This is a genomic window from uncultured Muribaculum sp., assembly GCF_910583865.1.
In the GTDB taxonomy this organism is placed as follows: Bacteria; Bacteroidota; Bacteroidia; order Bacteroidales; family Muribaculaceae; genus Muribaculum.
In genome coordinates this window covers 40,460-56,719 of sequence record NZ_CAJTYX010000007.1, presented here as the reverse complement: position 1 = coordinate 56,719, position 16,260 = coordinate 40,460, and the positions used below count along the sequence as shown (strand labels likewise).

The 16,260-nt window shown below is 56.5% G+C and carries 11 protein-coding genes; 10 read left to right on the top strand and 1 reads right to left on the bottom strand.

The genetic code is table 11. The features are described 5' to 3' along the window. The first annotated feature begins 82 nt into the window (after positions 1 to 82). From QZ303_RS02860 to QZ303_RS02815, 10 genes are all read left to right on the top strand, one after another. Positions 83 to 1,132, top strand: coding sequence for an NAD(P)-dependent alcohol dehydrogenase (locus QZ303_RS02860; RefSeq protein WP_295728819.1), 1,050 nt, complete (start codon positions 83 to 85; stop codon positions 1,130 to 1,132). Between the two features lie 15 nt (positions 1,133 to 1,147). Then, entirely contained in the window at positions 1,148 to 2,875 is a 1,728-nt protein-coding gene (locus QZ303_RS02855; RefSeq protein WP_295728817.1) for a sodium:solute symporter, read from the top strand. Next, positions 2,872 to 5,046, top strand: coding sequence for a hypothetical protein (locus tag QZ303_RS02850; protein ID WP_295728814.1), 2,175 nt, complete (start codon positions 2,872 to 2,874; stop codon positions 5,044 to 5,046). Before QZ303_RS02855 ends, QZ303_RS02850 begins: the two co-directional genes overlap by 4 nt. A gap of 30 nt (positions 5,047 to 5,076) precedes the next feature. Next, positions 5,077 to 6,390 carry a BACON domain-containing protein gene (locus tag QZ303_RS02845; RefSeq protein WP_295728812.1) on the top strand — a complete coding sequence of 438 codons (1,314 nt, stop codon included), beginning with the start codon at positions 5,077 to 5,079 and terminating at the stop codon, positions 6,388 to 6,390. 38 nt (positions 6,391 to 6,428) lie between these two features. Continuing rightward, positions 6,429 to 9,518, top strand: a complete 3,090-nt coding sequence (locus tag QZ303_RS02840; protein WP_295728809.1) for a TonB-dependent receptor — start codon at positions 6,429 to 6,431, stop codon at positions 9,516 to 9,518. A gap of 18 nt (positions 9,519 to 9,536) precedes the next feature. Further along, on the top strand, positions 9,537 to 11,237 hold the full coding sequence (locus QZ303_RS02835) for a RagB/SusD family nutrient uptake outer membrane protein (RefSeq protein ID WP_295728807.1): 1,701 nt from the start codon (positions 9,537 to 9,539) through the stop codon (positions 11,235 to 11,237). Between the two features lie 108 nt (positions 11,238 to 11,345). Then, positions 11,346 to 12,296 carry a DUF6772 family protein gene (locus tag QZ303_RS02830; protein ID WP_295728804.1) on the top strand — a complete coding sequence of 317 codons (951 nt, stop codon included), beginning with the start codon at positions 11,346 to 11,348 and terminating at the stop codon, positions 12,294 to 12,296. 36 nt (positions 12,297 to 12,332) lie between these two features. Continuing rightward, the gene (locus QZ303_RS02825) at positions 12,333 to 12,665 is read left to right on the top strand and encodes a hypothetical protein (protein WP_295728801.1); all 333 of its coding nucleotides are present in this window, start codon (positions 12,333 to 12,335) and stop codon (positions 12,663 to 12,665) included. Between the two features lie 9 nt (positions 12,666 to 12,674). After that, the gene (locus tag QZ303_RS02820; RefSeq protein WP_295728799.1) at positions 12,675 to 14,315 is read left to right on the top strand and encodes a calcineurin-like phosphoesterase family protein; all 1,641 of its coding nucleotides are present in this window, start codon (positions 12,675 to 12,677) and stop codon (positions 14,313 to 14,315) included. A 116-nt stretch (positions 14,316 to 14,431) separates the two neighbouring features. Continuing rightward, entirely contained in the window at positions 14,432 to 15,496 is a 1,065-nt protein-coding gene (locus QZ303_RS02815) for a hypothetical protein (protein ID WP_295728796.1), read from the top strand. A 119-nt stretch (positions 15,497 to 15,615) separates the two neighbouring features. Here QZ303_RS02815 and QZ303_RS02810 read toward each other — a convergent pair whose 3' ends face one another. Continuing rightward, positions 15,616 to 16,146: a PepSY-like domain-containing protein gene (locus tag QZ303_RS02810; protein WP_295728794.1), complete on the bottom strand. Its 531-nt coding sequence runs from the start codon at positions 16,144 to 16,146 to the stop codon at positions 15,616 to 15,618. Between the last annotated feature and the right edge of the window lie 114 nt (positions 16,147 to 16,260).

Here is a 16,260-nt window from a genome sequence, read left to right as displayed (position 1 = left end):
CATTTCCATGAAGTCGCGAGGCTTTATAATTTTATGTCATAAATTCTACCAATCAGACATTTAACATTTCTGAAAATATATCATGAAAGAAAACATGAACGTGGCCGTGATGAACGGCATCGGGAAAATGGGACTCATCAAACGTCCTGTCCCGGTCCCTGCAAAAGGTGAGGTACTTGTGAAAATCGACTACGTGGGAATCTGCGGGTCCGACATACATTATTATGAAAGCGGACGTATCGGCAACTACATCGTGGAGCCTCCCTTCGTGCTCGGACATGAAGCCGCCGGAGAGGTGGTGGCCCTCGGAGAAGGGGTCAACGGCCTGAGTCTCGGCGACCGTGTGGCCCTCGAACCGGGAAAGACATGCGGCCACTGCCGCTATTGCCGCGAAGGCAAATACAATCTCTGTCCCGACGTGGTGTTCTTCGCCACTCCTCCGGTCGACGGCGTGTTCCAGGAGTATGCCGTCCATCCCGCCGACCTCTGCTTCAAGCTCCCTGACAACGTAAGCAATCTTGAAGGCGCCCTTATCGAACCGTTGGCGATAGGATTCCATGCCGCCAACCAGGGGGGAGCGCATGCCGGGCAGAAAGCAGTGGTGTTCGGAGCCGGATGCATAGGACTGGTGTGCATGATGGCCCTAAAAGCCGAGGGCGTGTCGGAGATAATCGTAGTCGATGTAATGCCGAAGCGTCTTGAAAAAGCGTTGAAGTTAGGCGCCTCCGCCGTAGTCAACGCGGCGCAAGAGAATACGGTGGAACGTATCGCCGAACTTACCGGAGGCGAGGGCATCGACTTGTCAATCGAGACCGCAGGCACTGAAATCACCACACGCCAGGCCATCGAGGTGGCACGCAAAGGTTCCACGATAGTGCTCGTGGGCTATAGCAAGACCGGGGAACTCACCCTGCCCATATCGCTATTCATTGACAAAGAACTCACGTTCAAGAGTGTGTTCCGCTACCGCCACATCTATCCTATGGCCATAGAGGCTGTGGCCAAGGGACGTGTGAACCTAAAGGATGTAGCCACGCACATATTCGACCTGTGCGACATACAGGAAGCCATGGACCGAAGCGTCAGCGACAAGGCCAACATCGTAAAGGCCGCAGTCAGAATCAATCCATAACACCAACCGAATGCCATGGATTCACTGAATTACATAGTATTGTTCCTTTATTTCCTCGGGCTGATCGCCGTCAGCTGGCTCATGTCGCGCCGCATAAAAAGTTCGGAGGACATGTTCATCGCCGGCCGCAGCTCCTCATGGTGGCTGTCGGGGATGTCGACCTACATGACCATATTCTCGGCAAGCACATTCGTGGTGTGGGGAGGTGTGGCCTACCGCTCAGGCATCGTGGCTGTCATCATCGGCAACCTCGTAGGAGTGGCATGCCTGGTGACCGGACGATGGCTCGCCGGCAAATGGCGACAGATAAAAATCAACTCTCCGGGCGATTTCATAGCGGTACGCTTCGGCAAGACCACCGTCGATTTCTACACCATAGCGGGGATAATCGGGCGCGGCGTTCACACCGGCGTGGCCCTCTACGCCATAGCCGTGGTGATGTCGACGCTGATGATTCTTCCGGAAGGACACTTCCTCGCCGACGCCTCGGGCCACCTTTCCATAGCGTGGGCAGTGGTAATCCTTGGGGTCATCACTCTTGTCTACACTATCGCGGGCGGTTTCCTCGCCGTACTCATGACCGATGTCATACAGTTCGGCGTGCTCATCACCGTTGTGCTGTTCATGATTCCGCTATCGCTCCACACAATAGGAGGAGTCGACAATTTCATCAACTCTCCGTCGCTCCCATCCACCTACTTCGACCTCTCCTCCGGAGAATATCCATGGATATGGCTTCTGCTGTGGACGGGGCTGAACATCTTCCAGATGGGCGGCGACTGGCCTTTCGTGCAGCGCTACATCAGTGTCCCCACCGCGCGCGATGCCCGTCGCAGCAATTACCTCGTCGGAGTGCTGTATCTCCTCACCCCTATCCTGTGGTATCTCCCCGCCATGGTCTACCGCACCATAAATCCCGAGGCCAATCCCGAGCAAGCCTACATACTCATGAGCCAGACGGTGCTCATGAAAGGGATGCTCGGTGTGATGCTCGCAGCGATGATCTCGGCCACACTCAGCTGCGTGTCGGGCACGCTCAACGTCTATGCAAACGTGTTCACCTATCAGATATACGGGGCTGCCCATCCGCAGGCCAAGGATCGGACGCTTATCAAGGCCGGACGTCTGTTCACGCTCGCATTCGGCGTAGCCATAATCGCCATAGCATTGCTCATCCCGCTTATGGGAGGCGCGGAGCGTGTGGTGGTGACAATCCTTACCATGGTGATCGCACCTCTTTTCATCCCCTCGGTGTGGGGTCTGCTGTCGAGCCGCATCAACGGTCGTCAGGTAATATGGTCGATGCTCGCCACCTACGCGATAGGCATCACCATGAAGTTCACCCTTGCCGGGATAGTCAACAACCAGGTGCTTGAAGCCACCGTAGGACTCCTCCTGCCGGTCGCCCTCATGGCGGCGCTACAATTGCGAGGCTACATGAAAGGATACGTATGCCCCGGCTATACAAAGGTAGCCGCCATGGAGGACAAGAGCGCCGACCTACAGCCCGACGAGGCCACGCGGAGCGCTGTGAAGTCCTACTCCTTCATGGCCGTCAACTGCTTCCTCGTGACGCTCGGCGCGATTGCCCTGCTGCTCGTGTATCTCATGTGCACCGAGGTCTACGATCCGGCGGTGCGCTGCATAATGACCGCCACGTGCATCATCATAGCGTCGCTCATAATCATATATCTGGCATACCGAATGGTAGATTCACGCAATAAAAAGGTTGTCACCGCATGAAGAAAGGACTGACATATCTGCTGCTTGCCGGCGTCATTACCGGGATGCCGCCCCAGGAGTCCCGTGCGGCCGACACTCGATGCGAGGTAGCCTACACCAAGGATGCCTCACGCCGTTCACAGCAAGGGATGGCCCTGTGGGGCGACCTTTTGCTGGCATTCGAGCACGGAGGTCACTGCACGGTCTACGACCGCAGTAGCGGCTCTCTCCGCAATGCAGGAGAGTTCGATGTGGAGTCATCATCACCGGCCAACCATTGCAACCAGGCCAATTTCGGCATAGAGCGACTTCCTGGCGCGGAGATGCCGGTGATATACCTCTCTGTGGCGCAGCCCAAAAGCGCCCTCGACATGCGATGCCATGTGGAGAGCGTAAGCCGCAAGGATGGCAAATGGAGTTCGAGCCTTGTGCAGACTATCGAACTTGACACCGCAGGATGGGCCAAGAGCGAGCTTAACACCATATTCGGCGCACCATCATGGCTCATCGACAGGGAAAGAGTCTCGCTGTGGGTTCTCTCGGGAAGAGTGCGCACTGTGCCGGCCGCGATGCCGACATTCGCCCACAACAAGCTTGTGGCCACGCGCTTCCGGCTGCCCGCGATTTCCGAAGGAAAATTCGTGAGGCTCGGTGCCGACGATGTGGTTGAGCAAGCCGTGTTCGACATGGACGCATATGCCACACAGTCGGGGTGCATCCATGATGGCAAAATCTTCTACTCTTTCGGATTCGGTGACAAATATCCGGCCACTACCTCCAAAATCCGTGTCTACGACCTCGACAGCCGATGTGTGACAGCACGTGTGGATCTCGACAGCCTCATCCGCCAGGAGTGCGAGGCGCTGATGGTCGACGGCGACAGGATGCTCGTCAACACCAACAGTGCGCTCATCTACTCAGTGACTCTGCCCGAGATGCCGGATCCCACCTTGTGGCGCGGCACATACCGCGTTGACCCGTTCACAGAGGTGGAGGACCGCACGGCACCCGAAGGCTACGTCCCTTTCATGATCAGCACATACTGCCGCCACGGCATACGCCACATCGACAGCGCCCCGGTGCTCCCGCTCGTGAAAGAGGTCCTTGAATGGGGCGACTCCACCCGGCTGCTCACACCACTCGGAAGCATCATTCTCGACCGCCTGCATGCCCTGTGGCCGTCGGTAAAGATGCGCACGGGCGACCTCACCGCCGCCGGAGCGCGCCAGTGGGAAGCTTATGCTGCAAAACTCCTCCGGGAATATCCCGAGGTGTTGGCCCCCGGCGCCATCGTCCGGTCCCAGTCTACCAATGTGATGCGCACGGCCCGGTCAATGGAGGCATTCAACGGAGCTGTAGGGCGCCTATGTCCCGGAGTTAAGGTGTCGGGCGATGTCAGCAGCCGCTATCATATATGGCTCAATCCATATGCCAACGACTGTCCCACCAAGCTCCCCATCGACGAGGAGATGCGTTCAAGCTCAGGACGATGGTATCCGTTATGGCGCGACTTCGTAAGCACCCATGTCGACCTTCCCGCATGGCTTGCCCGCATATTTGTCCGGCCCGACAGTGCCGCCGCACGCTTCGATGCCGTAAAGCTGTGCGAGGCTATGTTCACCCTGTCCAACGCCGCTCCAGCGCTCGACCGTCCGGAGTCATTCTCCGAGCTGTTTACACCCGTGGAAACCGAGGCCATGTGGGAAGCCGACAATGTAAGACAGTACATGCAGAAAGGACGCCACGCCGTAAACCTCGGCCGGGGTTGGCAGCAGGCGGCACGCATGCTCGACAACATCGTGGCAAACGCCGACGACGATCTCGCTGCCGGACGACGCGGAGCACGCATGCGCTTCGGCCACGACGGCTGCATGATGGCTCTCCTCGCCCTGCTCGAAGCCGACTCATGGGGCCAAGTCACCGATAATCTCGACGATGTAAAAGATTTCTGGCAGACATGGCGCATACCCATGGCCTCGAAGGTAAGCTTCGTTTTCTTCCGGCGTCCCGACAATCAGCGCGTGCTCGTGAAAGTGCTCCTCAACGGGAAAGCGCTGTCGTTCCCCCTCACCTCAACGAAGAAGGGACAGTGCTACGACTGGAAGGAGTTCCGACACATGTGCCTTGCAAAGATCGACGCCGCGACAGATGCCCTTGAGGCCTCGGCGTCGACCCCTCTCAACGGAAAATGAATCAAACAATATTAACCTCAAAAACAAATCATGAAAATCCTTTCAAGACTACTCTTCATCACTCTCATAGCGATGATGACAGCCTGCTCCGACGACGATGCGGCTCCTTACATGGAACTGTCGCACAAGGAGGCAGCCTTAAAGGCCGACGGAGGTACCATTACCATGACTGTCACTTCCAACGTCAGGTATGTGGTAAACCACTCCAGCGAGTGGATCACCATCAGGGAAGCGGCAAACGAACACAATGTGACGACATTCACCATCGATGTCAGCGCCAACGAGGACTATGACGACCGCACGGGACGCATAAAATTCATCGGTGACGGAGTGACGCCCAAAGCCTTCGACATCACCCAGAGAGGTGTAGTACCCACAGGCGTGTCGGTGAAGAACATCACCGTGGAAGCCGGCGACACCGAAGCTGCCTTCACCGTGCTTGGAGAAGGCCCGTGGACAGCCGTCGCATCCAATCCGGACTTCGTCCTCACGCCATCCTCGGGCGACGGCCGGACAGATGTAAAGGTGAGCTTCCCGCGCAACCAGGCCATGGAGGACGTGACTACAACCATAACCGTATCGATCGACGGAAAGAACTATACCCTCACCATCACCCAGGCCGCACTCGATCTCACTCTCATCACCGAATGGGCCATAGATGCCAACAGCGACGAATACAAGCAGACATGGGGCGCAATGAACTTCAAGAAGTCGAAAGCCGGATTTATCGAAGCATACGCCAACCCGACCACGGGTACAGGCTCGATACGCTTCTACAACTCCGACAAGTCGGACCGTCCCGATGACGGGAAAGGTATGCGAACACAGACCGGCACACACGGCGACCTCATGATACGCGGATGCGTCACGACAGACTACTGGCTCCTGGAGTGCGGCAACAAATCGTTTGACGAAGTGCCGGCAGGGATGCCAATGCGATTTGAATTCACCGGCCACATATATTCGAGCTGCGCGGGCCACTGGATGGCCGAATATCTCGACGGCGGAGAATGGTTGCCGATCATGACTCCAAAGACCGTGACACTGACCGCCACCGAGGGCCTTTCGGGGGCAAGCGGGAACTGGAGCGAGACAGTGACCTACAACTACGAATATCCCAAGGACGGTATCTATGTGCTCTTCGAGGGTACGTTCACCCTGAAGAACCCGTGCGAGAAGGTGCAGATAAGGCTGCGTCCGGCCACAGAGATAGCCGTATGCGGCAAATACATCGACCAGATCTCGCAGAGTACGTGCACACGCTTCACCGCGCAACACCCCCACGACGGTGACAAGGCCGTAAAGGAGTATAACCAGACGGTAAAGCTCGAATTCGTAAAGTAGCAACCTAATCCATCAGAAAAATCATGAAATCCCACAAAATGAAATCATTCATAGACACGCTGCGCAAAGCATCGGCCACCATCCTCGTGATGGCGGCAATGCTCTCACCGGGCGCGGCAACCGCACAAGGATCGACCTTGAGCGGCACCGTGACCGACGAGACCGACGAACCGGTGGTAGGGGCTATCGTGGCCGACATGGGCGGCAAACTCTCCGCCATGACCGACATCGACGGCAAATACTCTATAAAGAACGTGCCCGCAGGTTCCGAAATCAAGGTCACCTATCTCGGCTACAAACCGCAACAGGCCAAATGGACCGGACACGGACACCTCGACTTCAAACTGCAGCCCGACGTGCAGATGCTTGAGGAGACGGTGGTCATCGGCTATGCCACGGTAAAGAAAAAAGACCTAACGGGCGCCGTAGGTGCCATCGGCTCCGACCGCCTTGAGAAACAACGCTCCCCCAACCTGTCTACAGCCCTCCAGGGCGCAATCCCCGGACTCGACATCACCCGCAGCGGCAGCATGCCCGGAGCGGGCGGCACAATAAAGGTGCGCGGCGTGACCACCATGGGCGACAGTTCTCCTCTCATCCTTGTTGACGGCACGCCCGTCAACGACATAGACAACGTCAATCCCGACGACGTAGAGTCGATATCCGTGCTCAAGGACGCCGCAGCAGCATCCATCTATGGCGCCCGTGCGGCAGCCGGCGTGATTCTCGTCACCACCAAAGGCGCGAAGGAAGGCGACCTCAAGATCAGCTACAACGGGGAATTCTCCCTGATGCACGCATCCTCATTCCCAGACTATGTGGTCGATCCCGTGCGCCACATGCAGATTGTAAACGAGACACGCTGGAACGAAGCCGGAAATCCTGCCGGCGGTGAATACCCCACCTACTCCAAGGATTACATCGAGTCGTACATGGACAATCATTTCTACGATCCCATCGACTATCCCCTCTACGACTGGCGCGACCGCATACTACGCTCCACAGCCCCGCGCACGAAGCACAACGTAAGCCTCTCCTACGGCAACAAGCAGGTAAAGACACGTATTTCCGCCTCATATGAAAAGACAGAGGCCCTCTACGAAGGCTCCGACTACCAGCGTATATTCCTGCGCGCCAACAACACCATAAAGTTCAACGACAACTGGACGGCATCGGTCGACCTCTCCATGCGCCACTCGATAAAGAACGACCCGCACTCGGGCAGTCCCATACGCGCCGCACTCAGTTATCCACAGATCTATGCCGGCACATATCCCGACGGACGCATCGCCGCCGGACAGTCGGGCACCAATCTCGAGGGGGCGCTCCTCGAAGGAGGTACGAAGAAGAACACCATGGACTATCTCACCGGCAAGATATCGCTCACCTACAAGCCGTTCCGGTTTCTCACGATACAAGGCACCGTGACACCGACCCTATCGTTCCAGAAAGTGAAGGACATGCGGCGTGCAGTGCCATTCTACGACGCGTTCGACACCGACCAGCTCCTGGGCTACGTGGTAGGCTACGAGACCAACTACCTTCTGGAGACACGTGCCGACTCAAGGGCGCTCGAGAAATCACTCACGGCGACATTCGACAAGGAATTCGGCATACACTCCGTCAACGTCCTCGCAGGATATGAGGACTATACCTACGACTACGAGGTGCTTAAACCCGGTTCCAACGGTATGACCCTCCCCGACTATCCATATCTCGACAATGCCAACAAGAACCAGCTCGAAGCCCTGGGAAGCGCTTATGAGAACGCTTACCGCTCATTCTTCGGACGCGTGATGTACAACTTCGACCGCCGCTACTTCATCCAGGCCAACATACGCGGCGACGGATCGTCGCGATTCGCCAAGAAACACCGCTGGGGCTGGTTTCCCTCCGCATCAATAGGCTGGCGCATCAGCAACGAGAAGTTCATGGAACATCTCTCTCCCGTGCTCTCCAACCTTATGCTGCGCGCTTCCTACGGCTCACTCGGCAACGAACGCATAGGCAACTACCCCTACCAGGCATCCGTAAGCCTCAACAACGCCATAATGTTCGGTCCTAAAGGCCCGCAGGCCGTGACCTCCGGAGCTCAGATCGCATATGCCGTGGAGGACATCACCTGGGAATCGACCCACACATGGGACATAGGCTTCGACCTCGGACTGTTAAACAACCGCCTCGACCTCACCGCCGACATATACTACAAGAAAACCAAGGATATGCTGATAGCCACCGAGATACCGCTCTTCATCGGATATAACGCCCCCGAAGTAAACGCCGGCGACATGAACACGCGCGGCTGGGAGGTGAAGGTATCCTGGAACGACAACATCGGCAAGGACTGGACCTACGGAGCCGGATTCAACATATCCGACTCACGTTCCAAGATGGGCAACCTCGGCGGAAAGGTACAGTACAGCGGCAACTGCATCATACGCGAAGGTGACGAATACATGGCATTCTACGGCTACCGTGCCGACGGCATCTACCAGACCCAGGAAGAGGTCGACAACTCGGCCAAACTGATCGCAGCCGTAGGGCCCGGCGACATCCGCTTCAAAGACCTGGGAGGCGCCGACGGAACTCCCGACGGTAAGATCGACACCACATACGACCGCGAGGTGCTCGGCTCCTCGCTCCCCCACCTGCTTTTCGGCGGATATATCAACGCCGGATACAAGGGGATACGCTTGTCGGCGGCGTTCAACGGCGTCGGACGTCAGAAAGTGCGCATGTCGGAGGCCATGGTGCGCCAGTCATCGTTCCGCGCCGCCCCCGAGATCATCATGGGCAAGTACTGGAGCGTCTACAACACTCCGGAGCAGAACCTGAAGGCAGAATATCCGCGCCTCAACAACGCCACGGGCGAAAAGAACAACTACGAGATGTCAGACTTCTGGCTTATGGACGGTTCCTACTTCCGCGTGAAGAATATCAATCTCAGCTACTCTTTCCCGAAGCATCTTGTCAACGCCATACGCCTCAACAACCTGCGCGTGTATTTCAACGTGGAGGATCCATTCTGCTTCCATCACTATCCTAAAGGATGGGATCCGGAAGTCAACTCGGGAGGCACCAACTACATAGCCACATCCTATACTTTCGGCCTCGACTTCTCCTTCTAACCATTTGAATGTACTGAAATGAAAGCAACAGCAATATATCAGAGCGCCATATTCTGCACCGCGATGCTACTCGCCACATCGTGTGCCGACCTCGACCTACAGCCGCTCACCCAGCCGTCATCCGGCACCTGGAACTCCAAGCTCGAGGAAGTGCGCATATCGGTCAACGACCTCTACCGCGACTATCCCTACAATCTCGAAAAGCGATGGTTTACCGACGGACACACCGACGACTTCTCACACCGCAACAAGGTGTACGACGTCCCTTCCGGTACACTGTCGAGCACCACCGGATGGATACAGACGACATGGGAAAACACCTATAAGGCCATCAGCCGTTGCAACCGAGTGCTCGAAAGCCTCGACGAGCTTGGCTACGACTCCGACGAGGCGAAACGTCTGGCTGGAGAGGCCCGCATGTTCCGTGCGTTCTTCTATGCACGCCTGATAACCCTTTGGGGCGACGTGCCCTTCTTCACCACGGCAATCACCATCGAGGAGGGGAGGCAGATGGGCCGCACTCCCGTGGCCGACATACTTCCGACAATATACTCCGACTACGACTATGCCATCGAGAACCTTCCCGAAAGCAACGTGGTCAACGGCATATGGCGTGTCAACCGCTACGTGGCGGCATCCCTGAAATGCCGCATAGCCCTTACGATGAAGGACTGGGAGATAGCGCGCGACGCCGCCAAAGCGGTCATCGACTCCAAACAATACTCCCTCTATCCCGACTACGGCGAGCTGTTCCGCGACAAGACCATGGACAACGGCGAATTCATATTCTGCATACCCAAGTCGGTGGAACTCGAGCAGTCGGACGACGTAAAGACATTCATGCTGCGCACCGTCAACGGACAGGCAGTGGCCAATCCTTCCTGGGATCTTCTTGCGGCCTACGAGTGCACCGACGGGAAGCCAATCGACGAATCGCCGCTCTTCGACCCGAAAAATCCCTATCTCAACCGCGACCCGCGCTGCTGCGAGACATTCGCCGCCCCCGGATCGGTAATCTACGGATGCGTGTTCGATCCCAGCCCCAAGGCGACCAACGTGCTGCTCGACGGGAAATCGGTCAAGAACAAGGACTCGAAAGTCAACGACCAATATGCCGCCACGACCGGCACATGCCTCCGGAAAGGTGCGCAGGACAGCTGGCGCACCGGCGAGATGCAGAGCGAAAATCCGACCGTCATCATACGCTATGCCGACGTACTGCTGATGTATGCCGAGGCGAAGGTGGAACTCAACGAACTTGACAACGCCATGCTCAACGCCATCAACGACGTGCGCGCACGTGCCTACAAGACCACCCGTGACAACGTGACGGCTTATCCGGCGCTGGCCATGGCCGACCAGAACAGCATGCGTCTGGCCATACGCCGCGAACGCCGCGTGGAATTCGCCTGGGAAGGACGCCGGTTCTTCGACCTGCTCCGTTGGGAGGGCTGGATGGAGAAAGCCTTCAGCCATGACTACTACGCTTTTCCCAACAAATCAGGCATGGCCGACATGGAGAAGAATGGCGAATATTACTGGCCCGGCACACCCGAGATTGACGAATACGGAATGGCCGACTTCAAGCCCATGTTCGATGCCGGCAAGATCGCACGCGTGCTCCCGCGCAAGTTTGATCCGCGCCTGCCGCTCCTCCCCCTACCATTCGTGGATGTCGACATATCCAACGGGAAGATCCAGAACAATCCCGGATGGTAAGGCAACAGAATGGACTGTCGGACAGTTCAGACAAGTCTGGCAGTTCGGACAGTCCACCAATCCGATTTACAAATCTCAATTATATTACTGATTTAAAACAATCGCACAATGAGTGTAGACGAAATATTACTCCGGAGTCGCTTCCAGCCCCTCGAAAGGGTATTATGCTACGACGTGTTCAACACAGGCTTCAACGGCTGGATGACGCTGCTCCCCAATTTCACGGAATATCCCGATTTCGACGTACCAAAGACCCTCGTTAACAAGGACCAATGGCCTCCGGTTATGCTCAGTTCGGCCACCTACCGCTATCCCGGTACCCACGGGGCAATGTCCGGAACGTTCAGCCTGAAACTATCGACGCGCCCCGTACATTCACGCTACGAGGATATACCGGCTCCGGGGTCGATGGGCCACGCCATAAAGCGCCTGTCGTTCTACCGGCCCGGAAGCCGCTTCCTACAGATAGAATGCTGGTTCTCCTATACCGCAGAGCAGGACACACTCGACCCCGAGGGCACTCCGCAGCCGGGACTCCACGAGAAGAGCATACGTGCCTTTGGCATGGGATTCGACATACAGGAACGCGGCGAGCGCTACCAGGTGGGAGTCCGTCATCTCAACTGCTTCAACGGCAACCTCGTACAGCGCTGGGAAATAGAGAATTCCGCCGATGTCACCGACAAGGAATGGGCATTCGGACTTGAAGGAGACTGGTGTAAGAGAGGCATCGACCCTTGGTGGTTCGGACGACGCTATCCCGACGGACGCCACGAGGCATTCCAGGTGATTCCCGACTCCCACCAGAAGCTCATCTACAACGAGACCGACTGCAAGCTCAACTGGCAGTACATGCGGCTTAAGATCGACACGCTCAACCGCGAGTATGTGGAATTCCAGTGCCAGGATCGCATATGGGACCTGCGCGGCACTCATGTCACGAATGTCCCCGGCTATCACCGCATCGATAACCTCATCAACCCGCTCTTCTGGGTAGAGACCGACCAGGACCGACGCGTCTACTTCTACATCGACTCCGTAGTCGTGTCGCAGGAGTAACCATACCACCCCATCCATCAACCTCCAACAATCATCATGAAACAATTCAATGCATCACACCTTGAGATAAAGAAGTGGTTCGCCGGACATCTGGAGACCCATCCCTATGAGGCCGGCTGGGCCGATGAAGCCATCTTCTTCATAATGATCGAACATGCCGAAGGTGAAAGACCCACGATTACGGCACACGTAGAAATCTCGCACGACGGTGTCAACTGGGCCTCCGACGGGACTACTCCCGTAAGTTTCACCGGCATAGGGCTACATCCCGTCAAGGTAGCCCCGAATTTCGGCAACTGGCTGCGTCTGGTAGCCGACATCGACGGTGGCAAGCTCTTCCTAAACATTCAGATACACTGCAAAGGATAATCCACTACCATGAACCGACTCATCAAATACATGGGTGTCGCCGCCATGACATCCGCAATCATATCGGGCTGCTCCGACGACAAAGAATATTTCGGCGCACCTCCCATCAAACAGCCCGCTCCGAAGGAAGTCTACGTACAAGGCACGGTAAAGACCGCAGAGGGGATGCCTCTCGCAGATGTAGCCGTGTCGGATGGCTACGACATCGTAACGACCGATGCCGACGGAAGATACTCCCTCAAATCGGAAGTGCCTCTGGGCTATATGTTCGTCTCCACTCCCGACGGCTACGAACCGGCAACCTTCCTTGACAACAACCGCCCCAAATTCTGGCAGAACGTCAACAAGAACGCTCCTTCGGGAGTCGACTTCATCCTGAAAGCCACCGACTGCAAGCCGCTGTCGATAATAGCCATCGCCGACCCGCAGATCTCCGACCGCGCCGGCGACGTGGAGCTTTTGAAGAACATGTACGTGCCTCAGATCAACCGCGCCATCGACTCGCTAAAGACCGCAGGAACAAGTCCCATCGTGGTCACTCTCGGCGACATCATCTGCGACTGGTTCGTGGCCAACGGTTTCGGCTACACTCTCGACCGGTTCAATGCCGACTTCAAGGTCAACGCCCCCGTCTACCATACAATGGGCAACCATGACAACGACCCTTTCATCGAGGGCGATCTGGCGAGCGCGTCGACATGGCACTCGCATGTAGGGCCGAGCTACTACTCGTTCAACCGTGGCGGCGCACACTTCATCGTCACGGACAATATCGTTTACACCAACCCGGGGGCGGCGCCGGGAGTGTCGGGCAAGCGTTCTTACACCACCGCCTACACAAAGGAACAGCTCCAATGGATCGAGAAGGACCTCGCGACAATAAAGGACAAGACCGCACCGCTATTCATCACCATGCACGGCATCCTGCTGACCTATCCGGAAGCCGAAGGTGTGCAGGTGAGCAAGGTCTACCGCTTCGACGACGGAGGCCCACAGCTCGGAGCTCTGCTGAAGGATTTCACCAACGTGAAGGTGTTCTCCGGCCATTCCCACAAGAACCATTTCCAACACACTCCCGAAGGCAACATCCGCGAATACAACTATGCCGGCACCAACGGCGGATGGTGGCCGGCGGGCTACAAGCCCTACAAGCCCAACCTGCCGCTATGTCTCGACGGCACGCCATGGGGAATGGGCATATGGAATCTGTCGTCGGGCACCGCACAGCACATATTCAAAGGCTACGAGCTTCCTGTCGACCATCAGATACGCGCATATGACCTCAACACCCTCACGGTCGATGATCGCGAATTCACCAGCTCCTACCTGCCGGGCAACAGCGCCAACACCAACGTGGTGCAGGCCAACGTGTGGGCATGGGAACCGGGATGCACTGTGAAAATGATAGAGAACGGCCGGGAGCTTGCCGTGAAGCGTGTTAAGATGCCCGACCCTTACCTCATCACAAAATATCTCGTTCCTATAAAGAAAGAGTATCCGAAGTGGGACAGCGGACTTAATCCGGAATCCACAGCCCACATGTTCCGCGCACAGGCGTCTACCGCCGACTCACCCGTCACCATCGAGTTTACCGATTTGTCGGGCCGCAAGTTCACGACCGTGCTCAACCGTCCCGCTCCCGCAGAATAAGAGGTTGTTTAAAAACAGCCTCTAAACCTATTTCCCCTGATAAGTGGCCATCCGCCGCAAACGTACAGATGGCCACTTATCAGGAAATACACTTCTAATCCCAAACTTAAAGATTCATGAAAAAATTTCTACTTCTCGGTGCTTCGGCACTACTGACTCTCCCGTCCGGCGCACAGACCGACTACCATGGATTCAGCATCGATGCCTCGCAGGCGCTCATCGACAATCCCTTCAACCAGGCGCTCGGCGAGCCTTGGTATCGCAACAACAAACAAATATCGCTCCAGGCATTCTACCAACCTGAATACAGTACACTGACCGTCAACGAGGAACTGACAGAATGGGAACATGGCACCACCACCCACACCGACGCCAAGGGAAAGTTCGGCGACCTAACCTCCAACGCCACGAGCCATAAGGGCACGCAGAACTACCATGTGGATTTGGCCTTGAAAGAAGGCTTGGTCAACGGTGCGGTGCTCAAGGCGGAGATGTCCGACAACGGCCTCTGCTACGTCACAGTCCCCGAGCAGTACTACGTGAACAACGAGCTTGTCGACGTGCCGCCCACGGGTGGCGACATACGCATACGCTTCTTCATGCTTTCCGGCGACAAAGGCCGAATCAACGATGCCGACAACCCATTGAGCCATACCGAGGACATAACCGGCGTATATCTGACAGTCGACGCACCATCGACCGTAAGAATCACGAGCGACTTCACGGAGGCCGCCCCAACGGCATTCGACGGCAAGAAGATGGATTCCGGAACGACCGACCAGCTCGGCGCGGTGTCGCGCGTGGCCTCGTTCCCCCTCCCGTCCACCAAAGGTAACGGCCCGGAGGACATCTCCTACACCGGAAAAGCCGAGAAGTGCTGGAACCTGTTCACCTACAAGCGCACTTCCGACACCTATGCTTTCCCGATCAACACGGTGGACATAGTGTTTTACGGAGTGAAGCCCGGCGAGCGTGTGGGATGGACCAACTACCAGACCCTCCACGATGGGTACACCCCAAAAGCCTATTCCTCAACATCGGGTATCGACGCGCCGGCGCGTGACGTGACCGACACCACAGCAGATTACTACACCCTTCAGGGGATCAAGGTATCCCGGCCATCCAAAGGCGTATATCTCATGCGCAGGGGATCCGACGTGCGTAAGATTGTTTTGAAATAAAGGTTATTTAAGAATGCCTTTAAGGTTTGCCCCACATACCACATATATGTGGGTATGACAGAGACGGCGTGCCGGAATCCGGCACGCCGTCATGGTATGGAGTCAGAAGGAGGATAGTATTACCGGAGGGGAGTGGTGGGGAGGATGTCGGGGGCGGTGTCGGAAGGGATAGCCTTGATGAGCGTGCCGTCGAGGGCATAGAACAGGTCCATGTCGGCCTGTCCGGCTTTCTCTACCTCGAATACGTAGAACTCGGTGTCGGCACGGCGATAGTGGGTTATGTCGTCGATGGTCCACGTGCCGTACTCGCCACGCGGGAATGCCGCCGTAACTGCGTTGTCGGGCACAAGGAAGATGTCCTTGCCATAGTCCGTCTCGGTCATGACCCATGCGGTGGTCTTGTCGAACCACACATCATACCCGACCATGTTCTTTGTGAACTCGGCCACTCGGTATTCGTTCTTACGCTCCCATTTCACATTCTGCGCATCGGGAAACTGCTCTTTCAGCGCACTGTTGAACGCGGCATCCACCTTGTTGGTGATATAGGTGTCCTTGTCATCGTCATCATCGCTGTCGCACGACGGCATCACGACTGCCATGGCGGCCAATGCAAAAGCAAAGGCAAAAATGCGGCGAATTCTCTTCATAGTCCTGAGTGTTTTTAATATTGTCAACTTAATATTTATATATCAAGACCTTAACGCTCCCCGAAAGTAAATTGTTCGCACACGTGCCATCGTCGTGGCCCTGCGATTTTCTAC

Excerpts from the sequence above, each read along its gene's own strand:
- QZ303_RS02860 (WP_295728819.1), top strand. The coding sequence starts at position 83 with ATGAAAGAAAACATGAACGTGGCCGTGATGAACGGCATCGGGAAAATG.
- QZ303_RS02855 (WP_295728817.1), top strand. The coding sequence starts at position 1,148 with ATGGATTCACTGAATTACATAGTATTGTTCCTTTATTTCCTCGGGCTG.
- QZ303_RS02850 (WP_295728814.1), top strand. The coding sequence starts at position 2,872 with ATGAAGAAAGGACTGACATATCTGCTGCTTGCCGGCGTCATTACCGGG.
- QZ303_RS02845 (WP_295728812.1), top strand. The coding sequence starts at position 5,077 with ATGAAAATCCTTTCAAGACTACTCTTCATCACTCTCATAGCGATGATG.
- QZ303_RS02840 (WP_295728809.1), top strand. The coding sequence starts at position 6,429 with ATGAAATCATTCATAGACACGCTGCGCAAAGCATCGGCCACCATCCTC.
- QZ303_RS02835 (WP_295728807.1), top strand. The coding sequence starts at position 9,537 with ATGAAAGCAACAGCAATATATCAGAGCGCCATATTCTGCACCGCGATG.
- QZ303_RS02830 (WP_295728804.1), top strand. The coding sequence starts at position 11,346 with ATGAGTGTAGACGAAATATTACTCCGGAGTCGCTTCCAGCCCCTCGAA.
- QZ303_RS02825 (WP_295728801.1), top strand. The coding sequence starts at position 12,333 with ATGAAACAATTCAATGCATCACACCTTGAGATAAAGAAGTGGTTCGCC.
- QZ303_RS02820 (WP_295728799.1), top strand. The coding sequence starts at position 12,675 with ATGAACCGACTCATCAAATACATGGGTGTCGCCGCCATGACATCCGCA.
- QZ303_RS02815 (WP_295728796.1), top strand. The coding sequence starts at position 14,432 with ATGAAAAAATTTCTACTTCTCGGTGCTTCGGCACTACTGACTCTCCCG.
- QZ303_RS02810 (WP_295728794.1), bottom strand. The coding sequence starts at position 16,146 with ATGAAGAGAATTCGCCGCATTTTTGCCTTTGCTTTTGCATTGGCCGCC.